This is a genomic window from Turicibacter sp., assembly GCF_017941855.1.
Taxonomy (GTDB): Bacteria; Bacillota_I; Bacilli_A; order MOL361; family Turicibacteraceae; genus Turicibacter; species Turicibacter sanguinis.
In genome coordinates, this window is the sequence record NZ_JAGAVR010000109.1 from 1 (window position 1) to 23,300 (window position 23,300).

The 23,300-nt window shown below is 33.1% G+C and carries 25 protein-coding genes; 10 read left to right on the forward strand and 15 right to left on the reverse strand.

Annotated elements, in window-relative coordinates; all coding sequences use genetic code 11:
• From J6D32_RS11760 to J6D32_RS11775, 4 genes are all read left to right on the forward strand, one after another.
• On the forward strand, positions 1 to 184 hold a 184-nt coding region (locus tag J6D32_RS11760; protein ID WP_287467689.1), incomplete at its 5' end, for a hypothetical protein.
• 2 nt (positions 185 to 186) lie between these two features.
• Positions 187 to 675, forward strand: coding sequence for a hypothetical protein (locus J6D32_RS11765; protein WP_287467690.1), 489 nt, complete (start codon positions 187 to 189; stop codon positions 673 to 675).
• Positions 676 to 1,004: 329 nt separating this feature from the next.
• Positions 1,005 to 1,544 (forward strand): hypothetical protein, encoded by a 540-nt coding sequence (locus J6D32_RS11770; RefSeq protein ID WP_287467691.1) that lies wholly within the window; start codon positions 1,005 to 1,007, stop codon positions 1,542 to 1,544.
• Positions 1,545 to 1,639: 95 nt separating this feature from the next.
• Positions 1,640 to 1,900 carry a hypothetical protein gene (locus J6D32_RS11775; RefSeq protein ID WP_287467692.1) on the forward strand — a complete coding sequence of 87 codons (261 nt, stop codon included), beginning with the start codon at positions 1,640 to 1,642 and terminating at the stop codon, positions 1,898 to 1,900.
• A gap of 532 nt (positions 1,901 to 2,432) precedes the next feature.
• On the opposite strand, the gene J6D32_RS11780 is transcribed toward J6D32_RS11775, so the two are convergent.
• Positions 2,433 to 3,515, reverse strand: a complete 1,083-nt coding sequence (locus J6D32_RS11780; RefSeq protein WP_287467693.1) for a hypothetical protein — start codon at positions 3,513 to 3,515, stop codon at positions 2,433 to 2,435.
• Between the two features lie 12 nt (positions 3,516 to 3,527).
• Positions 3,528 to 4,238: a hypothetical protein gene (locus J6D32_RS11785; RefSeq protein WP_287467694.1), complete on the reverse strand. Its 711-nt coding sequence runs from the start codon at positions 4,236 to 4,238 to the stop codon at positions 3,528 to 3,530.
• A gap of 1,205 nt (positions 4,239 to 5,443) precedes the next feature.
• On the opposite strand from J6D32_RS11785, the gene J6D32_RS11790 reads away from it, so the two are divergent.
• Positions 5,444 to 5,896 (forward strand): hypothetical protein, encoded by a 453-nt coding sequence (locus tag J6D32_RS11790; RefSeq protein WP_287467695.1) that lies wholly within the window; start codon positions 5,444 to 5,446, stop codon positions 5,894 to 5,896.
• 118 nt (positions 5,897 to 6,014) lie between these two features.
• Entirely contained in the window at positions 6,015 to 6,365 is a 351-nt protein-coding gene (locus J6D32_RS11795; RefSeq protein WP_287467696.1) for a hypothetical protein, read from the forward strand.
• Between the two features lie 62 nt (positions 6,366 to 6,427).
• Here the strand turns inward: J6D32_RS11795 and J6D32_RS11800 are convergent, their stop codons facing one another.
• The 8 genes from J6D32_RS11800 to J6D32_RS11835 form a co-directional block, all read right to left on the reverse strand.
• The gene (locus J6D32_RS11800; RefSeq protein ID WP_287467697.1) at positions 6,428 to 6,820 is read right to left on the reverse strand and encodes a hypothetical protein; all 393 of its coding nucleotides are present in this window, start codon (positions 6,818 to 6,820) and stop codon (positions 6,428 to 6,430) included.
• 24 nt (positions 6,821 to 6,844) lie between these two features.
• Positions 6,845 to 7,189, reverse strand: a complete 345-nt coding sequence (locus J6D32_RS11805; protein ID WP_287467698.1) for a hypothetical protein — start codon at positions 7,187 to 7,189, stop codon at positions 6,845 to 6,847.
• A complete protein-coding gene (locus tag J6D32_RS11810) occupies positions 7,182 to 7,934 on the reverse strand; it encodes a recombinase family protein (RefSeq protein ID WP_287467699.1) in 753 nt (250 codons plus the stop codon). The genes J6D32_RS11805 and J6D32_RS11810 overlap by 8 nt, the downstream gene beginning before the upstream one ends.
• A 348-nt stretch (positions 7,935 to 8,282) precedes the next feature.
• The gene (locus tag J6D32_RS11815) at positions 8,283 to 8,891 is read right to left on the reverse strand and encodes a hypothetical protein (RefSeq protein ID WP_287467700.1); all 609 of its coding nucleotides are present in this window, start codon (positions 8,889 to 8,891) and stop codon (positions 8,283 to 8,285) included.
• Entirely contained in the window at positions 8,882 to 10,009 is a 1,128-nt protein-coding gene (locus tag J6D32_RS11820) for an FtsK/SpoIIIE domain-containing protein (protein ID WP_287467701.1), read from the reverse strand. The genes J6D32_RS11815 and J6D32_RS11820 overlap by 10 nt, the downstream gene beginning before the upstream one ends.
• A 335-nt stretch (positions 10,010 to 10,344) precedes the next feature.
• Positions 10,345 to 11,307, reverse strand: a complete 963-nt coding sequence (locus tag J6D32_RS11825; RefSeq protein ID WP_287467702.1) for a hypothetical protein — start codon at positions 11,305 to 11,307, stop codon at positions 10,345 to 10,347.
• Between the two features lie 87 nt (positions 11,308 to 11,394).
• Positions 11,395 to 11,598 carry a hypothetical protein gene (locus tag J6D32_RS11830; protein ID WP_287467703.1) on the reverse strand — a complete coding sequence of 68 codons (204 nt, stop codon included), beginning with the start codon at positions 11,596 to 11,598 and terminating at the stop codon, positions 11,395 to 11,397.
• A 56-nt stretch (positions 11,599 to 11,654) separates the two neighbouring features.
• Positions 11,655 to 12,521 carry a hypothetical protein gene (locus tag J6D32_RS11835; RefSeq protein WP_287467704.1) on the reverse strand — a complete coding sequence of 289 codons (867 nt, stop codon included), beginning with the start codon at positions 12,519 to 12,521 and terminating at the stop codon, positions 11,655 to 11,657.
• Between the two features lie 231 nt (positions 12,522 to 12,752).
• On the opposite strand from J6D32_RS11835, the gene J6D32_RS11840 reads away from it, so the two are divergent.
• The 3 genes from J6D32_RS11840 (at position 12,753) to J6D32_RS11850 (ending at position 14,916) form a co-directional block, all read left to right on the forward strand.
• Positions 12,753 to 13,958, forward strand: a complete 1,206-nt coding sequence (locus J6D32_RS11840; protein WP_287467705.1) for an Ig-like domain-containing protein — start codon at positions 12,753 to 12,755, stop codon at positions 13,956 to 13,958.
• A 61-nt stretch (positions 13,959 to 14,019) separates the two neighbouring features.
• Positions 14,020 to 14,463, forward strand: a complete 444-nt coding sequence (locus J6D32_RS11845; RefSeq protein ID WP_287467706.1) for a hypothetical protein — start codon at positions 14,020 to 14,022, stop codon at positions 14,461 to 14,463.
• A 78-nt stretch (positions 14,464 to 14,541) separates the two neighbouring features.
• On the forward strand, positions 14,542 to 14,916 hold the full coding sequence (locus tag J6D32_RS11850) for a hypothetical protein (RefSeq protein WP_287467707.1): 375 nt from the start codon (positions 14,542 to 14,544) through the stop codon (positions 14,914 to 14,916).
• A gap of 377 nt (positions 14,917 to 15,293) precedes the next feature.
• On the opposite strand, the gene J6D32_RS11855 is transcribed toward J6D32_RS11850, so the two are convergent.
• Complete coding sequence (locus J6D32_RS11855) at positions 15,294 to 17,543, reverse strand: hypothetical protein (RefSeq protein WP_287467708.1); 2,250 nt, start codon at positions 17,541 to 17,543, stop codon at positions 15,294 to 15,296.
• A 715-nt stretch (positions 17,544 to 18,258) separates the two neighbouring features.
• On the opposite strand from J6D32_RS11855, the gene J6D32_RS11860 reads away from it, so the two are divergent.
• Positions 18,259 to 21,321, forward strand: coding sequence for a hypothetical protein (locus J6D32_RS11860; protein ID WP_287467709.1), 3,063 nt, complete (start codon positions 18,259 to 18,261; stop codon positions 21,319 to 21,321).
• Between the two features lie 135 nt (positions 21,322 to 21,456).
• Here the strand turns inward: J6D32_RS11860 and J6D32_RS11865 are convergent, their stop codons facing one another.
• The 4 genes from J6D32_RS11865 to J6D32_RS11880 form a co-directional block, all read right to left on the reverse strand.
• Complete coding sequence (locus J6D32_RS11865; protein ID WP_287467710.1) at positions 21,457 to 21,717, reverse strand: hypothetical protein; 261 nt, start codon at positions 21,715 to 21,717, stop codon at positions 21,457 to 21,459.
• Positions 21,718 to 21,805: 88 nt separating this feature from the next.
• Entirely contained in the window at positions 21,806 to 22,171 is a 366-nt protein-coding gene (locus J6D32_RS11870) for a ribonuclease H1 domain-containing protein (protein WP_287467711.1), read from the reverse strand.
• A 76-nt stretch (positions 22,172 to 22,247) separates the two neighbouring features.
• A complete protein-coding gene (locus tag J6D32_RS11875; protein ID WP_287467712.1) occupies positions 22,248 to 22,607 on the reverse strand; it encodes a hypothetical protein in 360 nt (119 codons plus the stop codon).
• Positions 22,608 to 22,666: 59 nt separating this feature from the next.
• The coding region (locus J6D32_RS11880) for a hypothetical protein (RefSeq protein ID WP_287467713.1) at positions 22,667 to 23,300 on the reverse strand (634 nt) is incomplete at its 5' end.

Genomic DNA, 23,300 nt, shown 5'->3' on the forward strand with positions numbered 1-23,300 from the left:
AAAAGTTAACTCTACTCACAAATCTAAAGAGTTTGATAATGTTTATAATAACGCAATAGATAATTTCAGAAAAGGTACTTCTACCTATTCTTCGGCAGGTACTATAACATTAAAAGGTGCCCAAGGAAAAACAGTAACTAGTTTCACAGCTAGTATGCCATCACATATGGGACAAATTTACTAATTATGATTAAAAAAGTTATTCTTTCGTTATTGGTTAGCTTTATTATCGTAATATGTTATTTATCTTTCGTCGGTATCAAACAAGAAATATTTCAAGAATTCTCTGCGATTGAGTTTGACGATACCAGTCATACCGAACTCAATAAAACAACTGTAAAAATCGAAGGGATATTGACAAAAAAAACATTCCTAGAAGATAAATTTAACGGTAGGATAGAAATAAATAACAATGAACTCACAAAAAAAGAACCTACGTTTATCGAATTAGTTGAAGAAAATAATGGTTATCTTGGCATTATAAGTGTTCATCTAGATGAAAAGGGTTCAATACCTCATTTATTACCAGTTGGGGTAATCACCTTTTACACGCCAAAAGATTTCAGTAAGATTGTTTTTAGTATTATAAACTCTTCCAATGTTATAGTAGGACCTGCTAAAACATTAGAAGAGGCAAAAGTTTTAAAAGAAGATATACTACTTCACGTAAAATAAAGGACTACTAAGGTTTGCTCAGTAGTCCTTTATTTTAAAATCTTTTTTATTTTTTTGTAAGTATTATCCGTTTCCAGTTGTTTGAATTTTTTAATCTTAGGATTTTATAATAGTTCTTTTCTTAAACGGTTATGAATGTTACGACTGTTGATGAAGTTTTTAATAATCGAATAACGATACTGTCTCAACGCCAAAACAGACATAGAAAGTCAATTATTCACTATTTCCTAACTACTTTTTTATTTCACTCTAAATACAAATATATCTTTTTACATTTTATGATAATTATGGTATATTTTAGATAAATTTAACAGAAAAGGGGAATTATTATGAAATTAAAAATATTATTTACTAGTGTATTCTGCTTAATGTTAGCAACTTATGGAGGAACAACAACTTTTGCATCTGAATTAGAACAGAATCAAGGAATAGACGTATCTGTTGAAACTGCTGATAATGGAATTATTACGTTATCTGATGGAGATAAAGAAATCGGTGTGTTTTTTCCTGAAGAAGTTTTAGATGATATGCCTGATGTACATCAATCACTTATTAAAAGTGGGTTAGGAATAATGCATTCTGTTAATGCCTCGATAAAACCGTCTACTACAAAAAGCTATCCTAGTAATTATTTTTATAAAAATGATACTATTGCTTTCTCAGTACGTTGGAACTACCTATCATCAACATCATTTGGTGTAACTCTTCCGTCTCCTTATAACCCAGTTACATTATCAACAACAACTAGTGGTACTTTTATAGGTACATATGTTTCAAAAATTAATGGAACTTGTAATGCATTTATTAAAAATAATTCTACTACTCGAACTTCAACATACACGGGGAATATTACATATAAAATCTCGTAAGAAAGTTTATTTTAAGAAATTGTTTAAGTTTTACAAATCTAATTTATCGTATTATAATTAGTTTTTTTATAATTGATTCAACGGGAGCTGATTGGATGAAAAAAAGATTAGCAATATTTACTCTATCTATAATAGCAGTTATAGCTATAGTTTTAACATTTCAATACAATACCCAGGAATATATTCCTACAGAACGAGAACAAGAAGTTATTTCCCAATATTTAAAGGATAAATCTGACGTTAATGTTATCAAAGGTAAAACTTATCGTATATATTATACTGGTGACATAGTTTTAGTTGTAGGAAACCAAGAAGACGCAGAAAAAGCTGCTAGCAAAATAAAAAAACCTTTATAAATTTTAATAATAAAAAAAGAGAATTAGTCTTTCACGTTTAATTACCATAGACTAATTCTCTTTTTTTACGTTAAATGACTACGATTTCATCATTCCAAACAACACACCCTTTCGATTTATTCTACTAAATAAAAAACTCTAGCAATAGCTAGAGAAAAAGTACAAGAATTTATCTGTATCTTCTGTCTTATGAAATTATTGAACCAGGGTCAATATTAAACATAATTAATATTATCAATCTATCTCTTTTCGAATTGCTAGCTCCAACGCAGCCAAATAGCGGTTATCATTCGTTAATTCAGACAATGGTAATTAACAAGCCTCTTCGCAATTATATAAAGATTGAAAATTATGAGATAGCACCACACGCACCGCCAACAACATCTATCATACCAAACACATCAAAATCACTCATACCTATAAAAACGGTACTTTGTTTATCATCAATTCTGATTGTTTAGTTTATGTTGACTAACATAAATCCTTTTTCTATTTTTTTATAGTTCATGATATAAAAAAAGCACTTAGATTATCAATCTAAATGCTCGTTCATGTGATTGACGTTTAAATGAGAAAAATTCACATTGAAATCATATTTAAACTGCTCCCATGCCCAGTCACCTTTCTCTTTTCGTTTATTTGTCTTCCACACGACTTTCTCTTGATTTAAGTTGTCAAAACAGATTTGATTGAGTGTTAAAACTTCCACATTAACAATGATTTGGACAAATGCTCGTTTAATTCCTTTATCTCTGATAAAAAACCACTCATGCAGTCGAAAACTTTTTCTGATAAATTTATAAAGCCTAATCAGATTTAAATAAATGTTTTTTTCATTTGGATTTAACTCATGATTGAAGTAAACAAAATTTAAAGTCAATGTTAATGGCTCGAAATCTTCTAACCCCTCATATCGCCCCTTAATCCAATCTAAACTCATATCTGACTTAGTAAGCGATAAATTTTTAAAATAAATTTTACGAAGTTTCAAGTCGTCTAGCGTCCACGTTCTACGGTCGAATGAGTTTGTTTCATTCCCTTTAACCCTTGTTCTTGCCGTCTTTTCCATGTGTTCACGCTGTTGCTTTAATCTATATTGCAGTTCCTTTTCTTGTTTATAGAATTTTGAAGCTCGATTATCAAGTGAGTGATAGGCTAGATTATCCTCATTAAGTAAATCATAGTAACGCTGACTAGATTGGAATAGATTAAAACCATCTGATTTTACTTGCTCTAACGCTTTATCTAGCTTTAATTCTCTCTTTTTTACATATTCAAGGTAAAAGTATTCAAGTGCCATCGCATTAGATAAGTCACGATTACTTCCTGCTACCTTATTTTTACTCGCTTTCTCTCCCTCAATATACTTCACCGTTCTAGTCGTTGCCTCAATGATTTTCTTGTTAGTTTTCTTTACCGTTCCAACTAGAATTAACTTTTCATTTTTGAAATCTTGTAAAATACGTGTGACCGTTGCTTTTGAACAATATCCAGTATCGACTAGAATTTTAGTTAATTGCTCCTGTCTGATAGATTGATTAGCGACTGTAACCAGTAATTCAAAAATTAAACGATGCTTTTCTAAAAGTGCTAATTGATATTTAGTGTATTTCATATCCGCTCCCTCCTAAATGTCATAAGTCGTGTATTCATAACCAAGAATAGTTGAGGAAAATTCCTTCAAACATCTTGTGTAATAGTCGTAGTTAACAGTTGTTATTTCATAAGCAACCATTTGCCCTTGCTCGTTCTTATAGCAAAAGTCTGGCGTAGAACCATAAGGATTTTCCTTTTCAAACCTCTCAATAAAACCTGCACATTTTTCTTCATACTCATTTAACAACTCTTGAAATTCTTCTTTTCGATTTTCTCTCCAATCCTGCATAGCTGTTTTTAACTCTTCACGAGTTACAGATTCTTGCTGATAGCCGTCAGTAAGTCCTTTTCCTTGCAATTCAATCACTTTAGCTCCTAGAACCACATCATGAATTTTAGAGTTAGAAGCGTACATATCTCTGATATTAAAGTGATTTTTCGCAAATCGTCGGCATTTATCAGTGATTTTAAATACTTCAACTTGTGGGATTTTTTCTTTCAATTCAGATTCAACTTCTGATTTAGATAATGCCCCAACTTCACCTAATTTTTTGAGTTGTGCTCTTTTGATTCTAACTGAGCTACTTTTGAACATTCCGTTGCGCTTAAATGCCTCGAATTCATTCTCACTTAGATAGTGTTTTGCTTGAGTTTCTGTGCAAGTTCCACTCATTTGTAAGAATTTCAGGAAACGTTCTGTGTTCTCGTTAACAGGAGTTTGTTTTGATTTTTTGATTGCCATTAATCATCACCTCGATTAAATTTGTTTTAAAAGGAATGACGGCAGGATTGATACGTCACAAACAACTCGCATTGTTACTAACATTTTTAAAAAACAATTGCAGTCGCACACACAATAGAGATTTAATTTGTCGTTGTTCCGACAAATTAAATCCTTGCCCCCATTATAAGAAACATTTCGGATTCAACATGGATATCGGGGGCAAGAAAAAATCGAACAATGGATGGTAGAAAATTGGGAGCTAAATTGGAGTATCTGTGGCAGATACGACCTCCCAATTTTTTAGCATCTTGAAGTTTGATTTTTTAATGTTTTTGCGGGGTCCAGGGGGCGCGCTCCCTCGGTCGCAGTCAAACGCATCTAGTAATACTTTGTTCGAAAGCTTTGCTTTCGGGCATTAGTATTACTAGCGGCATTGACAAGACCCTGCCTTTGACAAATAGGCTGAAACCATTGATTTCACGATGTTTTTCGTGAAATTCAAGGGGGAAGTCTATTTGTATTTCCTTTTTTCATGATATAAGAGCGTTAGCTCGATTATCAAAAAAAAGGAAATAAGGGGAGGAACACAGTTCCGACCAAGTAATGAAGAGGGGCTTTAGCCTCGATTCATTACTTAAGAAATGAAAGGCAACAAGTTGCCTTTCATTTAACGGAAGCTCCGCTTACGTTCATGGTTTGCACACGATTGCAGTTGCACATTTTTGTTGAAAATTTGGGGCGTAAACATGACTAAATAGAAGATTACACATCTCCTTTTCAAATTTTTCGAATTCATTTTCATTCACTAGAACAGCGATTAAACTTTTAAAGTCTAATATTTTTTCGTGGTTAAACGAGAGCAAAAGTGGTTAAACAATGCTCTTATTAGCTTTACAGTTCTAATGAGCTACTTTTATCGTATTGAGCAACAATCTTAAATCTTAATTGCATATTAGTAGCAACGATTTTAAAAGTTGGATTTAAACTAGGGTTTAAAATCTTGAATTAAGTGTTGCGATATTGTCTTCACCTAATATCAGAACTAATCAGATATTGAAGTGTTATGTTTTATTTTAAAAATGATTGTTTTTAAATATCAAAAAAGTTTTATTCCTTCATTTATTTAATTAATATTTTGAATCAAGCAATACAAAAAATAACATTATTTGTGATTCTTTTTAGGTATAATTTAAGCATATCGAGCATATACGGGGGGATTGTTTTTGAAATATTTAATTTGGGTTTTAGGTATCGTTCTTTCACTAGGGTTTAACAATAATGTAGCTGAAGCAGCCTCTTCAGATTCTAGCGACGAAATTTTAATTGAAGAAAATAATTCTTTATCAAGAGCAGTAAAAAAATTCTCTGGAACAGCGACTGACAAAATAACCATTTACAGTCCTTCATTTAGTGTACAGTCATTAGGATACGCTGATATAAAATTTGACTATGTAAGCCCACAAACCTATAATGCTGATTTTAGCGTGACTATTCAACGTTATGATTTAATAAATGGATGGGTAGACACTTCATCTTTTAATTTAGTTGCTACGTCTTCAACTAAAACTTATAGCACAAGAATTTTCTTTTCTAATAAAACAGGACCTTATCGCGTATCTATAGGGACACCTGAATCTTTTGGAGTGAAAATAACTAATGGAACGGTTACGTATTAGCATTAATTAATGATTGAGAATAATGAGATAATAAAAAACACGTTAAATATTTAACGTGTTTTTTATTATAATCTAGGGAATATTAAACTTATATTTACATACAAAAAGGAGGTTTAATATGAATAAAAAATATATTATGTTTATTTTTACACTTTTTTTAGGGTTTAATATTATTGATGTAAATGCACACCCTAAATCAGCTCAATTTCTTGAAAGTAAAGACGGTAAGAGTGGACCTTTAACTATCACATTTGAAGACCCTAATTTTTGTGTGGTAGTTAATTCAGTGAATGGAGAAATTACAGGGTGGTCTCTACTTGAAGAGGATTATAAAAAACTAACTGAAGAAGAAATATATTACATTCTAATAGACGCTGCCGAAATCGTTTTTGGGAAAGATAGTGAGCGATACGAATTAAACAAAGAAAAGTTTATGGCCATGATTGAAGAACTTAAGCAAACGGAATAAATTAAAGATAGTAGAAGATATTTTAGAAACAAGAGATAAAAATTAAAGAGTAGTTATTATAACTACTCTTTAATTTTATTTAAATAATGGAAATGACCGTACAGTTCTTCATCACTTAACATATCTTTATATCTTAATTCTAAGACTTTGTTATACAAATCAACATAGAATTTTCTATCTTCTTCACGTTCAGACTTAACAATCATTTCTTTAATTTCATCTAAATTTAATTTTTTTAACTTTTCAAGAAGTTCCATTTTTTCATCACCCTTTATTAAATTCGTTAAAGAAGACGGCTTAATATTTCGATAAATGTACTCCATTATATCTTCAAGTGCTTCATAGTAAATCACTTGCTCGTCAAAGCTATCTGTTTCAAGTAACTGATTTAAACAATGACGAGCGTTATCTACTAAGTGCTTAAGCTCTTGTTTGTTTTGATTAGAATTGCTCATTGAACGCCACCTTAAGAAAATTTCTTACTTCTCAAAAACATGGATTTTGCTAATGTCAGACGGCATTAATCTAATCAGATATTGGAATTTTTCCGTTTCAGCAAACAAGAACGCCACATCATCGGCACAAAATTCTTGCAGACACTTCATCTCGTCTACAAAGTTTCCGACCTGCTCCCACGTTCCCAGTTGCTCGAATAGGATTTCATTTAATTCTGCTTGAAGTAGTGCCTTATCTGAGCAATCTTTAAGTTGTGAAGATGGAATGAATGAATTTGCTAAATTTCCATTAACAAAATCAAATCGCATGAAACCTAAGTTTTTATCTTGATTGTACGGTTGGTCTTTATAGTCAGTTAGTTTAATCATGTTGCTGTTTCTCCATTTCTTCTTCAAATAGTTGCTTTTTATATCGGTAGAAAGTAGTTCTGTCGATTTTATCTTCACCTTTCAGAACATCTGATAGAACGTCTTTGTCTGATTTATCACCGTTAAAATCTTTTGAGTATTTCTTAATCAGTTCTTTAGCTCTAATAGATTTTTTAGTGATGATGTTAGCCCCTGTTTTACGTCCACCTATTTTACCCTTTTTCTTCGCCTCTCGAAGTCCTTCCTTAGTTCTCTCACGTAAGTCATTAACCTCTTTAGCACTTTGCTCAAAAGCAAGTTGAATCTGTTCTTTAGCTAATTCTCTTAAAAATTCGTTAACTCCCTCAAGAATTTTATCAACCTTAGTGTTAGTCATGCCGATTTGATTTGTCAGAGCTTTTTTATAAGTTTCAGTGTTGATTAGTGGCTCTTTTAAGAAAACTAAATCAACACCTCGGTCATATAACACCTCATAATCTTTAAATCCCTCCTCAGCATTACGGCTCATACGAGATACCGAGTCAAAAATGATTTTATCTCCTGGCTTTGCTGAGAATTTTTCATAACAATCTTTTTCATAATTGTATGTCCCGATTAATTTAGTCCATTCGTCACGTTTTGAAGTTGTTCCAGTAAAAGCCTCTTTAACTAACTTTGCATTTGGATATTCTTTTAGGATATTCGTCACCTGACGTTCCATTGACTGCTTTTTAGTTGAAATCCTGCAATAGCCCCAAATTGTCATTTTTATCACCTCAATTCCGTTCAAAAACTAAAAATTTAAACGGTCGTTTATTTACATACTAATTATAGCATGGGTTCGTTCACTTTATCAATACATTTTGCATACTTTTTTGGATACGTTTAAACACATACTAAAAAACATTAAAAAAGGACACTCGTTCAACGAATGCCCTTTTTTAAATACTAATTTTAAAAGTCGGTTGTTTGTTTTTAATATGAAAGCTAATTTATATTAGTTTTTTTGTTTTTAAAATATAACCCTTATTTGTTTGACGCATGGAAATAAAAAAGATATGTCTCACCGATTAAGACACATCTTTGTTTTTATCATGCATTAATATTATAGCATTTATTTGATAAATGAATACGTGAAATTTGAAAAATTGCTCCAATTTGGCTTAATCCAAACACAATTAATGTTATCTGGCTTCTTATCACACACTGAAACAACCGCAAGTGGGTATTTTATAATAGAAGATAGCTCTCCATTTCTTTTATCGCTCAATATTTTTTTATATGTATCACTGTGCGTAAACGATTTTGTTAAATCCACTTCGACTAGTAACTGATATATCTTATCTTGATATTTGAAAGTTACTAAAGCGTCAGGTCTAATTCCATAAATTTTTTCTAAGCCTTTGAACTCCACTTCCGTTTCATCAAGTAAGATTTCAAAGCCGTTCTTGCTCATTTGGGATAAAAAATCACTGATTGTTAGTCTATGTTCAACTTTAGCAGGAGCTTTGCCTAAGTAATAAACATAGCTTTGCCCCACATATTCTCTCACTCTCTTAATTTGTTTCAAATCATGCATAGCTTTAAGTCTTCGTCTTGACGCATTTAAAGAATATTTTTCATTCCCCGTCCAGTAGACAAGTCTGGACAGAATTTCAGCATTTAACAAAAAATTTTTTTCTAGGTACTTAATCACTACTAAATCTCTCGTCGTTAAGCCCAAAATTTCTCCTCCTTCTTTACTTTATTTATATCTAAATGATGTTTAGTAACCATTGTTACGTCATTTTGATTTACATTAAACGATTGAAATTCTTGTTGCTGACCCGATTGTGATAGAATAGCTCGTCCTTTGATTTGAATTTTTTCTCCACCTGCACTATCTAAGATAATTTTTGAATTCATGACATCAGCAACTCTGAAACAAATGCGGTTATCAATGTTTGCTTTAATTTTAGAATCAATAATATCAGCACTGAAACGCTGTGAAGTGAAGACGAAGTAAACACCTACCGCTCTTGCAATTGCAAGACTTTTAACTAAAATCGTTGATACTTCATCTTGAATATCAAGCAGTATCGTGAACTCCTCTATGATAACGAATTTATATTGCATTTTGTTGTTAGATTTTGAGTTATATTCAAAAATATCTCTACATTTGTTGTTCGTGATGACGTCAAAACGTTCATTTATCTCACTGTAAATTCGCTCAATTTCCTGTTGAGCTAAATGAGGCTTAACAATAAACGTTTTTGTTTGCTTTAAATCTTTAAAATCAGCTAATTCAATCCCTGCCTTAAAATCAAATAACTCTAGTTCCGAGTCGGGGTAGTTATGTAAAAGTTGAAGAATGAGAGCTTTCGTGAAAACAGATTTCCCAAATCCTGTGCTCCCACCAATGAGCGTATGTGGAGCTTTTGTGAAGTCTAAATAAACTAATTCATCTCCATTCACTCCAACTGCCACTTTAATTTTTTCTTTTTTCATATCAATTAGTGAGAACGGGACGTTTGTCGGCGTTTCAACTTTCTCTTTCTCTATCTTAATTGAGTATGTGAAGTTATCATTAGTGATAGACACACGCTCCCTCAAAGCATTTTCGATTTTGCCTTTTAAATTTTCAAGTTGTTTAAATTCAAATCCAGTCGGCAGTTCTATGAAGTAGGTATCGTCAGTATATGAGCTTACATAAGGATAAACAATACTTTCTCCTTTTCCCTGCTTTAAATTTTCTTTTAACAATAAATTAATAATTCGCACATTTTCATCTTTAGTTTTGCAAGTAGCTAATCCGTAGACAGCTAATGCTGAAATAGTTAATGCAGTGATTGACGCTAACACAAAAATCCCTCCTATAAAATAAATTAATCTCTCAATCAATCCCACTCCTACTATTTAAAGCTCTTTGCAAAATAGCGTAATAACAAGGATTAATAAGGATAAAATCGAGTTTCCTAGAACCTAGTGAAACACTAGCAAAACACTATCTAAAACCTAGTAAACTCTATTCAGAAAGTAGTGTTTTAAGAACACTATTTTTTAGTTTTTTTAATTTATCCTTTATAAATAATAAAAGAAATAAAGAGCTCCCAGTTTTGTGACTTATATAATACACAAATATTAATCTTTTTAATTTCTTTATCTAAATAAAAAAAAGGCTCATTTAATATAGGAGCCTATTTCTTTTTAGATTTCTGTTCCTTGATGTAGTTCAAAGCATATGCGGTGAAGTATTTTGCGATTTCCTCTAATCTATCATCATACTTAGCTGAGATAGTGAAGTTGAATTTATCATTATCTAATTGTTGTTTGACTGGTGCTTTTAAAAAGTATCGGACAGGGTGACGTTCCGCACTTTCTCTGACGATTGAGAATTTGATTAACCCTAGCTCATCTTCTAGTTTTCGATTTAACTGCTCATTTGACACCATCAATAAGCGATTTCGCTCACGATAGAACCCTAACATTTCCTCTTTGAGCGTTGCAGGTGATTTTAAACCCTGATTTTCAAACAACGCATACTCATATTTAAGAATTAAATCAAATGTTTCTTGGTTTAAATCTGAGTATTTAACCGCCTCAAAATGCTTGATTTTCTTGGTTTTCTTATCTTGATAAACAAAATCATTCTTCAATAGAAATTCATCTTTAAGTTTAGAAAGGATTTGAGGTGATAGCTGATTCACCTCTTCGTTCTCAATCGTGACGACGCTCAATGACTCTGTAATCTTTAAATGTTTAAAGATAAAATCGTAGAACGACTGGCGATTAATAAACATTCTTTTAAATTGTAGAGCGTACTTAGCTTCTTTAGGTTTAATCTTATACTTTTTGCAAATATCATCTACAAAGCGTGATGAATCAGGCAAGTTTAAAGCATATCCAACAACACCTTTTGGCACGATAAAATAGTCAAATTCATTTCTAAAGTTATTTAAAAGCCAGTCCCTATCAACATCTAGCAGCTCTAATGCCTCAAGTGAAGTCATGTCGTAGCCACTGTTTAATTTATTTAAGAAAATCTCTGAAAGTTTATCGTAATCCTTAACTGTAATGGTTTTATCGTTCCCGTTCTTATCTTTAATAATCTCTGTTTTGGTTAAAATGCTTTTAGGAAAAAATTCATCTGTCCTATTCATTTAGATAAGAGCCTCCTTTTTGTGTCTTATATAATACACAATTATAAATCTCTTTGTTTTTTTAAACAATATAAAAAGAGATAGAAACTAGTCTATCTCTCGTAAATCATTAAATTCAACGTAATCACTGTTTGCTAAGTATTTAGCAAATGTTGTTTCTGTTAAAAAGTTAATACTTTTAACTATCTCGATTTTCTCTTTTGCGTCGATAGAGTCGTCTAATAACTTCTCTATTAAGCCCTCGTATTCAGCTCTGATTTTTTCTTTATTGATTGGTATTGGTGTGTTCATTTTTATTCTCCTGCTTTCTAATTCTTGCTGTTTTTTCGATTAATGGAGTAAGTAAGTTAGTTTTCATTTTTTTCTGTTACAATCTGCGCCTCTTTACATGACTTAGCTAACGCATATAAGCATAGATTGATGATTTCAGATTTATTTAAAAATGCAAAGTGACGGCTTAGTTCATTAATTGCTTTAACAGCGTCTGAACATAACTTTAAGTTAGTTTGTTTTTTACGTTCAACCACTTCTGCTGACTTTTGCTCTCGTACTAACTCCGCAAACTCACTGTAAACATTAGATTTTTCTAGTTGTTCCTTATTGTTGTTAGAAAGAATTAAAGCAGCGTCAATCAAGGCATAGAGCGGTAAGTAATATAACTCGTCATTTACCTCTTTAATTTCCTCTGATATTTTACTCATCATGTAAATACCTGTTGCCGTTCTACTCTCTTTTGTTCCTGCTTGCTCGCAAACAACCTTAACAATATCTAGCTTTTCTCTAATCATTAAAGGATTTTTTGACTTATTTATCGTCTTATAACTCCCTCTTTTGTTGCTTTTATTTTCGTCATTTTTGACTGGTTGATTTGTTTGAACCTCTTCCTCTTTTTCATCCATTTTTTCATTAGAATTTGAATCAATTTCCCACTGCACTTCGACTGAATTTTCAGCATCAGATTTTTGAATTTCTTCCGAACTTTCATTTTTAATTACTTTTTGATACTCATATTGCTTAGTTTCCTCATTGAAAACATAACGTGCTTTTTTAATTTTAAGCATTAACGCTTCACAATCAGCTTTCACTGTTTTATTTGAAGCACCCTCTTTTAGCTCAGAGCGAATAATAGACCTTAATGATTTGCCTTGTCTGGATAGTTCATTGATGTATGCTATCTCTTTTTTTGTGATTTTTTCTACCTTTAACAGCTCCAAAACGCCACCTCCTAATATTATTATAACACGCTTTTTCAATCTTAAACACGGAAATGAGAAAGCTGTTTTAAATCTAACTTTTAATGTATTTAATACATCATTTAATGTATGAAATATTATATTTATTATCCTGTTTTTGTATATTTATGATATAATAAAAATAAGATTGACCTACAAATTTTTAATGAAAAAATACAGGGGTCTTATAAGTAAAAAGGAGGAATGAAGAACATGAAATTTAGTAAATCAAAAAAAATCACAATCGCATCAATCATCAGTATCGCATTTATCACGATTGCTTTAATTATCGCATCACAATCAAAAACTCCTCAAACTGAAGAAGAAAAGGTTGAAGAACCAATAACTGAAATTGTTGAGGCAGAAAAAGACGAGGTTCTTGAAGAAGAAGTTGAGCCTGAAACAGAAGAAGTAACGGAAGAAAAGACTGAAACTGAGGAAGTTGTAGAGGAAGTCAAAGAAGAGGATAGTGTTGAGAAGCCACAGAATGCCCCAGAAACGTCGAAAAACGAATCTGAGACAAATAATACTACTCAAGTCGAAACAAAGCCTCAGAGCTTGCAAAACAGCTCAAATTCAACGACTACTAATCAATCAAGTAACTCAACAACTACAAGCAAGCCAAGTTCAGCTGTAAATAACAGTAGTTCTTCAAGTTCAAATAGTAGTAATTCTACTTCAAGTAGCAATAATTCTTCGAATTCAAACACAACAACACAAACAAAACCAGAAACATCAACTCCTGCACCTGTTCCAACGCCAGAGCCACAACCCGTTAAAGTAACAGGCGTAACAACAAGCACTGCAAACTTAACATTAGAAATTGGTGGAACTGGAAAGATGACAGCAACAGTTAGTCCAAGCAATGCGGATAATAAGGCTGTAACATTCAGTTCATCAAATACAGCAGTAGCAACAGTGGACCAAAGTGGAAATATCGTCGCTAAAGGGTCAGGAACAGCTTATATCACTGCAACTTCGAAAGAAAACAGTAAAATGAGTGCTTCAATCGTTGTGACAGTTAAAGAGAAACCTAAAACTGCTGTTTATACAGGTGACTCAATTGTGGCACGTTTAAGAAATGAGAAAGGTTGGTACGGTTCGGGAACATACGCATATTTAGCTCCATCTGAGAATTCAGCAGCAGAGCTAACTTATGTAGAAGTTTCTTCAGCTAAATCAACAGGAACAGGAATTGATACTCGTATCACTGTTTACAATTCTCAAGTTGACGGTGTTGTAAGTGGTGTTGAACAGGTTATTCGATGGATAATGCCAAATCAAGGACAACAAGTTATCAATAAACTTCATGATAGTAGCTACTATGGTGGAACGTTAGAAGGAATTGACGGTCGCAAAGTAGTTATTAGCTTAAAAAATTACGGAATTGTGATTGATATTTATGCGAAATACGAATAAGAGAGATTCAGTTCTCTCTTTTTTTGTTATCATAGAAATGATTTGAAAGGATTTGATTAATTTGAAAATTTATTATGGCAACAAAGAACGTAGCGTTGAACTATATAACCGCAACAAAAAACAAGTAGAGCAAAAAATGTGCTACAACAATACATTTAACATCTTGAGTTATGACGATGACGTTCTCGCTAAATTAGCTAAGAAAGAATGGAAAATAGCTTACTGTTTCTTTAAAGTTTTTGACAACCAGACTATCTATGTCCGTCATTGCTGTTTTTTAGACGTTCTAAGAGGCGAAATGATAGATGCGACTTCTACTTTACTTTCTAGTTTTAAAGAACGTCAGAGCCTCGAATATCGCTTAATACACGCATTTGGTTATCATGAATACATTGACGCTTTAAAAACGTATCACAGAGAACCTGCTTTGACTGAGTATCTATATGTCAAGACTGAAGCTGTACGTGATGAAATGATGTCAGAAGGACTATTAGCTGTCGATTAAAAAAATAAATAAAAAAGACAAAAATCACCTCATTTTTATCGAACGAGTGTTCATAATTTTAATGAGGTGATTTTTATTATGCAAATCTATAAAGCTAACGTATCAAAGTCATTAGACCTATATAATAAGACCTGTATCTGGTTAGAAGAAGATAAATCATTCGAGAACATCTATCAAGCATTAACTCATAACGATTACGTATCACTCAAACTGTTCCATGAAGAGTTTTTAATTGCTGAAGGTTTTGTGACAAGTTCAAGAGGTCGTTATTTAACTAAGCACTGCTTTTTTGTTGAAGACGATGAAGTGATTGATATTACGTTTGATACACTACACAAGCTTGAAGTAAGAGAATACACGATTGTTAAGCTATATACATTTTCTCAATATCTAAGTCACATTGGTTATGAATACAATAAACCAGTTAGTGAATTAAACTTAACTTTTAGTTAATTGAATTATTTAGTTTTTAAAAAAAAGATTTTTTTATTTCCTATTCACTTACACTCGCTTCACTCCTGTATACGAATATTAACTTAGTGTGCATTTCGTGTCCCTTTTAAAAATTAAATGGCTTAAGATAAAAAAATTCTGAGAAATTGACCTAAAAAATGCTCATAAACGTTGGTATCACCATGTTTTTGACCCTTTCATGACTCGCGAGACTTAATGTTACTTGTATTCGTAAGAATACTATTCAAGAACCTTTAAGTCTCGCGAGTCATGAATGCCATCAAGCCCAAGTGCTTCTTGGGTTTTTAGTAAAAATCGTCAGAATTTTTTTAAAATATAAAAAAAGAAGGACTACTTAATCCTCCTTTTTGAAAATTCTATTTATCTCTTGGGACAAAGAAACTGTATGTAACGTGTTCTAGGACGTTGTATTGTTTTCTTGTTGCTTTACTAGAACGAATTTCTTGTGCATTCAATTCATTTAAGATACATACCTTTAATTTTTTAAAAGTCTCTTGTTTTCGTTTCATTCCTAATTGTTTGTTTGCTTTAGGAATAATAGCTCCTGTTTTTTTATCAACGTCTAGTTTGATTTCATCAGGAGTTACTTTGGTTGTTCCGTTAAACCATTTGTCAGTTTTCAAGATATTTTCAAGAACTTCATCTTTTACAAAATAGCCTTGCGAGTTTAATCTTCTACGTGCATTTTTAACACATAAGTCTTTAAACTTCGCTTCAGATTGATTAAGCATTCCGCTTGTTTGGTGATAAACCTCTCCTGCTAGTTCTTCGTCAATGGCACGAAGTATTTTGTGAGAGACAGTCATCATTCTTCCCCCTCGCTCAAAGAATAACTCATATCTTCTTAATGCCTCTTTTAAAAGCTGAGGGGTTACAGGAGCAAACTCGTAAAAGTTTGGAACCATATAATCTTTTTCATCAATTTCTTTTTCAACCATTAGTTTGATTTTATGTTGATTAACTCCTACTTTGACCGATAACTTCATTTCATCTAGTTGAACTTTTTTAAAGAATCCTAAGAAACAAAGGAAATTCATTTTTCTTACAAAAGAATAGTAGCTTTTGACTTTGGCTTCTGACACGTCTGCATAGAATCCAGTTAGTAAATCTTTGTGGAAGTCTTCTAACGCTCGATAAACTACTACTCCTTGTCTATTTTCAAGCAAAGAAGTCTTTGGAACGTAACGACGTAAGAGGTTGCAACATCCGATGTATAGATGTCCTAGTCCGTAATCAAACACTTTTTCAGACTCATTAATGATGCGTCCGTCTAAAATATCAATTATATAATCACGCCCTAAATTGATTTGCTCAACTGCGTCCTTTCTGTACTGACTAGATAATGAAGCGTCAATCGAACTCAATAGCATTTCTAAGCTTGAATAAAAGATTGTTCCGAACTCGGTTGCCATCATTTCAGCTAGTAGCCCCATCACACTTAATGTTTCATTTGTACCGAAGTCGTGGTATAGAATAACCCCACCGTCACCCTCAAAGAACACCGCAGACGCATTATTTTCGATACGTGTCAACGATTGGAAGTGAACATCTAAATTCTCACCAATCATTTCATGGATTGGAAGAGAATTAATCATCTCAATAGCTGTTGGGTAATCAACGTCTTTAGGAACGTCAGTTAAGTAGTCCTTTAAGTTGGCTAAAATATCGTCTAAAAGGTCTTTATTGATTGGTCTTGCTCCACTTTTAGCCTTTGGTTTAGGAAGTTTCTTTGAACCAGTTGTTTTTCTTTGTTGTTTTAAAGTTTTTCTTAGGTCAAACCCCATCTTTTCAAGTTTCTCACACGTATTTTTACAGAAGAAATAAAATTGTGAGGTTTTAAATGGTGCTAATTCTAAATATTTTTTCCATTCTGTTTCAGTTAAGTAATCACGAAACTGTTCAACACGTCTAGCACGTTGGTTGTGTTCTTTGACTTCGTATTCCGCTAGATTCCATAATTTCATCGCTTTATCAACGACTTTTTTATTGGCTAATAGCTGGTCGATGTTAAAACGTGCATTATCGTCCACGTAAACCACTTCTGAACCTGCGTAGAACAATCGGGCAGGACTAATTGAAACAATGTCAGAATAAGCCAAAACGTCCTCTGACAGCCCCTCCATGAATGGAGAAGTCAATACAATGTTAATACGTTTAATTTCCTCTGTGTCTTTAATAGCTTTATTCCCAAAGAACACCACACGCCAACGCTTATTTTCTTCCGTATAGCTCCATGTTTTATAGACAATAGACGGCTTTACTAAACAACGACTTAAAATTTGGTCCAAAGTAAAGTTATGATGGTCAATATCAATGGCGAAAACATTTTGAAAGTCCACAACGTCTTCTCTAAACGTGATGACCGCATATTCTTCACCTGTCTTTTTATTTGTCTTTCTCCCTCCACGTTTTGATACGCCAGGATGGAACGCATAACCTTGTTGAATGAAATTTGCCAAACTTGAAGGCGTTACAGATGTTTTTCTTGATTGATTTAAATATTGCAACTTACCTGCTTCATCAGCAGTTGGTTTGTGGTTGAATGAGATTTTTGCCAAATCAACCATATTGTAGTTTTTTATTTCGCCATTTATATCATTTTGCATAAAAAATACCCCCTATATATCCAAGAAAAAAACCAAAAACTGGATACACAGAAGGCTTCACCTAGCTAAATTAATAAAAAAGTAATACTTTTTGATAAATATGTCGATATTTTTATTGATAAAATCGACAGAATTTTATAAAATAAGTATATAAATTTTTATAAAATTTTTTTAGAAGCGAAAGCTTTCTGTGTGAGTAAAGACGACTACTTGTTTGGCGACAGGGTCGTCTTTTGGCGTTTCTCAGAAAGATTTTCAATTTATACACTCATTTTATCAAATCATAAACGATAATATCAATATATTTATCGTTTGGAAAAAATAAAAAACATTGTTATTGTTTATAAATGATAAAATTAATGAAAAAATCGAAGAAGTCCTTGAAGAACTGGGACTTCTTTTTTTTATTTTTATTAACAACATAAAAATACCCAAAATCAAACCTTCAAAATGCTTATAAACGTTGATACGACGACATTTCAAGCACATAGTCTTTGCCGTATAATAATAAAGAGGCAACGTTACAAATCTCTTTAATAACGTTCCTACGGAGATTGAAATGGCTGAAATTATTGATATGACGACGTTTCAATGGTGTCGTATGGGTGAAATTTCCCCCACTTTTTTTATGAGTAAAAGTTAGAAAAATCTATAAAAAACCCCTCCTTTTCGTACTGTAAGTAAGATTACAAGTAAGAAAAAAGGAGGGGTTTTTATGAAATTCAGTAATCTATTTAAGCTATCAATCGCATCTTTATCGATTGCTATGCTTTATTCTATAAATCAACCGACGAAAGTATCAGCTTTTGGAATCGGTGGCGGAAACAGTAGTGTATCTTGTGAAGTTATGAAAGCAGTAGACCATAAAGATAATTATATGGTTTCGTTTGAAACAGCAACAGGAGTCGTTGAACTGCCTCTATTAGCTCAATTTAACGCCTCATGTGCAAAAACTAAGAACCTGCCTTGGGCAGTTGAACATATCAATGGCACGAACGGAAAACAAAATATATTTGTTTTAAGACGTGTTGGTGACGTAGTTGTTTACCAACCAGACCTAGGAGAGTATGAAACTATCACTAAGAAAAGAGGCTCAATGACACATATTAGTTGGGACGGAGCGGATTCTTCTGGTGTTAAAGGAAGAATGGGTAACACAGGTTGGAACAGGCACGGAACGTCATTCTTAAATTATTCAGTTCCATTTAATGACACATCATGCGGTTATAAGAAAAAAGCTGGCGAAACAGGGATGGAAGCTGTCTGTATAGAGGGTGAAACGTATTATAACTGGGGTCATTCATTGAAAGACAACACAAATACAGCTCGTCAAACACTCGCAACAGCGATTGAGAAAAATGACATCGCAACAATTGAGAAAATAACGGGAGAATGGGAGTATTTAGGTTATTCATGGGACGGAACAGTTATCTCAAACCCTTATTTCCCTAGTGATTACCCTGTTCGTTATACTTCAAGCGGTAAAGTGAGTCAGAGTGGTTCTGGAGCACCAAATGCTTATCCTTGGTATTCGGACCCTTACTCATGGGGAACAGCAGAGAGTGAATTTGATAACCTGCTATCGACTCAAAAGAACTACAAAATCAAATATGACGCTGTATCCGCTCTAAAAACACAAGAGAACATGAAAGGTTCTGTTGAAACGTTAATGAAGCAATTATCAATGAAAAATGATTATCGTTATAGCGCTGCTATTTTCGAGGGACGAGGAACGACTTATATTGGAGACGACGGAAAAACTAAACGTTTCTACAACTTGGTTATGGTTCAATCAGACGCAGATTCATTGAATAATATCGCCTTGATGGAGCTAGGAATTTACGACGGCAATACAAAATTAGCTTCATGGACACGTAAAGCAGCTATGAGCGAATTTGGAACTGCATTTGCACTTAAAGATTCAAGCGGAAATTTCATTACACTAGAAGGTGGTAAAGAATACACGCTTAAAATGACAATTCTTAATGACTCAGCACAAGATTTAACAATGGCTCATCAAGTTAATTTAGAAGTTGACACATCAGATTCAACGATTACAGACGAAGAACATGAAGAAAATCTATCTGCTAGAGCTTCATCAGCTAAATTGAGTAAACAAAAGACAAGGACTATCACAACAAAAGTCAAAATACCTGCGGTTAATGGCTATATAAACATTAACGCAGTGCTAGATAATAATGTTTACGGTACAACAAACCACTGGAAAATAGACGACTCAGCTAAAATTAAAGTCAATGTTAAAACACCAACTGGAGATATTTCGGTGTGCGGTATCAAGCTATTTGAAAAAGGCGGAGAAACGCCTATTAGCGAGTCAGAAATCGTTCAAGACAAAGAATATGACGTAGAATACTACATCTGTTATGCAGGAGCTACTATTGGGGGAAATCACGAAGTTAATGTATCTGGTACATTATCAACGACTGGTAAATATCACGAAGAAATTTCATTAGACAGAACAATTAGTATCAAGCTAGATAAGACAAACGTGATTCGTGAAACAATAAGAGTAAGCAATCCAGAGATTGTCACTGACATTAAAATCTCAACAGATAATGAGAGAATAAATACTGACAAAACGAATGATACGGGTTCTGAAACCTTCAAGAACGCACCAAATATTAAACTAACAGACCTAACTATAACGCCTGGTAAAATCGAGTTCACACCTGTTGGTTGCCACACTGTAACGGTAAGCTATGATTTAACTCTTACAGACGTTAAAAATGGCTACAATTCAACATTTGATACGACTACACGTATTATCATCGGAAACGAAGAATACAGTGTGACAGACAAAATTAAAGCAGGAACACATAAACACACTCATAACTTAAAATACTGCTTCCCTAGCGGTGATACGGGTGGAAATCGTGATGTTTCAGCAGAAGCAAATAAAAATCAAGCCATGTTTGAATCAAAAATTGAAGACAATTACGACGAAATCACATGGGAGGGAAATGAAGGAGCTTTAGAGCTAAATGGTTGCCCTGTTTCAGACAATGTTTCAAATGAAGTGACATGGGACCAAACTTACACAATTGATACAGTTGAGGTCTGGATGGAAGATGGACGTTTAATGCAGAAAGTAGTTAATACTGAGCAAAAAACAGTCGAAAACCAAACAGAAAGTTTCAAAATCACAACGATTCAAATGCGTTCTAAATTACAACAAGACCTGCAATTAGGTAAAGACGGATGGATTGACGTGATTGAGGTAACAGAGGAAGGAACAAAACAAATCGCAACGCCAAAAATCAAGGCAGGATACGGATTTGAATTCCGTATTAAAGCTGAATACGCAACGAACGTGTTAAGTGATATAGACCACGAACTAGACCTTGAGAAGCTAAATAAAGGGGAAAAACAAACAATTCAAGTGGTTTCAGCAGGAAGTCATGATAATCCGAATCTAGTAAATGATTTCTATATGAGTATTGCAGACAAAAAATTAAATGTAGGCAGTGGATTAGACCTAGAAATCACTGATTCAGAAGAAAATGAAAACTCAAAAGTGTTTAACGTGACGATTACTCCAAAGGTTTCGCCAAATACAGGAGACGCTGACGATACACGCTTATATATTTCTGAGTCAACAGCAGACGGACTATACAGCTATAAAGTATTCACGCCTGCGATTACAGGTTTAACATCAAGAACTGAGAACTCAAACATCATCTTATGTGATGAAATGGAAATTGAGTTTGAAGTTGTTGGGAGTGTCTATGATGATTTAAATACACATCAAACGAGATAAAATTAAAAGCACATTACAATTCGTAGTGTGCTTTTTTTTCATGCTTTTTAAAGGCTCTGTGATGTTTTAAGTACATTATTCAATATTTCATAGGGGCAAAAGAAAAAAGCCCGTAGAGGGCTTTAAAATGGCTTTTTAATAAACATTCCAATGTTTTGCTAATTCTAGATTAAACTCATCGTCTAATCCGATATAAGGATTGATACCGCCATTTCTATGATAGAAAATGCATTGCAGTGTTTCAGCTAAATCCATTCCTCTTAAATCTCGGACTTGAAGTTGCTGGATAGGTTCAACTAGCTCATGCCCTTCAAACAAACAAAAATTCCCTACTTCCTCTACCCAACTGTAGCGAACAATAACCTCATTATCATTTTTCTTCTTGCGTCTTCCCATAAAACTCGCTCCCTTTTCAGTCTGTTAGTTTAAATTTTAACACCTAAATATCTTAGAAAAAATAAAAACCCCACATGGGGTTTAAAAATTAAATTTCAAATTCTAAAATTTCAAACAAACAAGCAGGTTCTCCACCTTCACCTAGCAAAAACTTAATTAATTTAGTAGCTTGAACTGTGGTTGGAGCTGTTTTAACAACATATCCACCCTCACTTGCTAAGTCATTTAGGTAGCTCATTTGCTTATCAGTAGCCATGTGGATTTGTTCAGTAGCTAAGTAGTTCTGAGCGTCAACTAGCGTTTCAAAGCTCTTGTATTTAGCTTTAGGGAACTTATGAACTAGCTTTTTACACTCAGACCACGAAAGTACAATGACATTACTCTCTCTGCCCTCTTTGACCGCATAATATTTAGTCACCTGTTGTTTATTTGATTTAGATTTTCTTTTAGCCAAAGGAAACCCCTCCTGTTTAAAATAAAAATCCCATGCGGGGTTAGTGATTAATTTTGCGACATATAATTCACTCTGATTATATTAAACCACCTAAAAGACCAAGACTTTCGGCTGGTTTTTTATTAGCCTCGAAGTATTCGTGTTGAGGTTCCTCCTCTTTATCTTCCTTCGTCCCTTCATTTGCTGTAACGACAAGTTTATTATCCTTAATATCTTTTAAAATCGTTTCAATATCAGCTAATTTTGTTTTTAAAAAGTCCATATCCTCACAAGCAACCTCTGTTTTTTGAGGCTCTAAATCTCTACGAACTAAGTCGCAAATGTAGTCAGATATGTTTTTACCTTCCTCCTGCATTTCTGATAACACCTTAAAAATGTCAGAATTTTTATTACTGAAGGCAATATTTTTTCGCATTCGTTGATTGTTTTTTGACATGATTTAAGCCTCCTCTATTCACTAATAGAGGGGTTTTTACACCCCTCTTTTGCTTGATATTATAGTCCTTTAAGTTTCATTGTTTGGTAGAACCCTTCAACGTTATCAAAAATAGGGTTCTTAGATAATTTAATAGGTTTATTTAATTGAGACGCAAATGTCGCATGGTAGAATGACGACGAACCACCTAACATGAAATACTCGAATGAGTGGTAATCAATATTTTTAGAAGTCTTAATATTTTTAACACTTTCAGCAATAGCGTCTTCAAAAATCTTTTTAATTAACGCATTGATTTGCTCAAAATCTTTCCCTTCAATGAATTTTTCACCTTTTAGAACCTTCATAACGTCAGACGCTAGTAATTTTCTACCAAATTGAGACTCAACCTCTTCAATAACCTCAGAAATAACTGAATTGCAACCACGAGTGTCTGTTTTTAATGTATCGATATCAATTTTACCATCAATAATTGCTAAACGAGTGATATTTAATCCACCACAATCAATGATGTAAACATTTTTATCCTTAATAGCCTCGCTGTATTGAATTAATACTCCTGCACCCTCGAATAAAACTAATACAGTTTCAATTACAAATGAGAAAACCTCACCATCAAATTCAATCACAAACTTTTTATTTGCATAAAGCGATTCTATTTCAGCTTTTTTATCTGCTTTTAAGTATTGCGAC

Excerpts from the sequence above, each read along its gene's own strand:
- J6D32_RS11765 (WP_287467690.1), top strand. The coding sequence starts at position 187 with ATGATTAAAAAAGTTATTCTTTCGTTATTGGTTAGCTTTATTATCGTA.
- J6D32_RS11770 (WP_287467691.1), top strand. The coding sequence starts at position 1,005 with ATGAAATTAAAAATATTATTTACTAGTGTATTCTGCTTAATGTTAGCA.
- J6D32_RS11775 (WP_287467692.1), top strand. The coding sequence starts at position 1,640 with ATGAAAAAAAGATTAGCAATATTTACTCTATCTATAATAGCAGTTATA.
- J6D32_RS11780 (WP_287467693.1), bottom strand. The coding sequence starts at position 3,515 with ATGAAATACACTAAATATCAATTAGCACTTTTAGAAAAGCATCGTTTA.
- J6D32_RS11785 (WP_287467694.1), bottom strand. The coding sequence starts at position 4,238 with ATGGCAATCAAAAAATCAAAACAAACTCCTGTTAACGAGAACACAGAA.
- J6D32_RS11795 (WP_287467696.1), top strand. The coding sequence starts at position 6,015 with ATGAATAAAAAATATATTATGTTTATTTTTACACTTTTTTTAGGGTTT.
- J6D32_RS11800 (WP_287467697.1), bottom strand. The coding sequence starts at position 6,820 with ATGAGCAATTCTAATCAAAACAAACAAGAGCTTAAGCACTTAGTAGAT.
- J6D32_RS11805 (WP_287467698.1), bottom strand. The coding sequence starts at position 7,189 with ATGATTAAACTAACTGACTATAAAGACCAACCGTACAATCAAGATAAA.
- J6D32_RS11810 (WP_287467699.1), bottom strand. The coding sequence starts at position 7,934 with ATGACAATTTGGGGCTATTGCAGGATTTCAACTAAAAAGCAGTCAATG.
- J6D32_RS11825 (WP_287467702.1), bottom strand. The coding sequence starts at position 11,307 with ATGAATAGGACAGATGAATTTTTTCCTAAAAGCATTTTAACCAAAACA.
- J6D32_RS11830 (WP_287467703.1), bottom strand. The coding sequence starts at position 11,598 with ATGAACACACCAATACCAATCAATAAAGAAAAAATCAGAGCTGAATAC.
- J6D32_RS11840 (WP_287467705.1), top strand. The coding sequence starts at position 12,753 with ATGAAATTTAGTAAATCAAAAAAAATCACAATCGCATCAATCATCAGT.
- J6D32_RS11850 (WP_287467707.1), top strand. The coding sequence starts at position 14,542 with ATGCAAATCTATAAAGCTAACGTATCAAAGTCATTAGACCTATATAAT.
- J6D32_RS11855 (WP_287467708.1), bottom strand. The coding sequence starts at position 17,543 with ATGCAAAATGATATAAATGGCGAAATAAAAAACTACAATATGGTTGAT.
- J6D32_RS11860 (WP_287467709.1), top strand. The coding sequence starts at position 18,259 with ATGAAATTCAGTAATCTATTTAAGCTATCAATCGCATCTTTATCGATT.
- J6D32_RS11865 (WP_287467710.1), bottom strand. The coding sequence starts at position 21,717 with ATGGGAAGACGCAAGAAGAAAAATGATAATGAGGTTATTGTTCGCTAC.
- J6D32_RS11875 (WP_287467712.1), bottom strand. The coding sequence starts at position 22,607 with ATGTCAAAAAACAATCAACGAATGCGAAAAAATATTGCCTTCAGTAAT.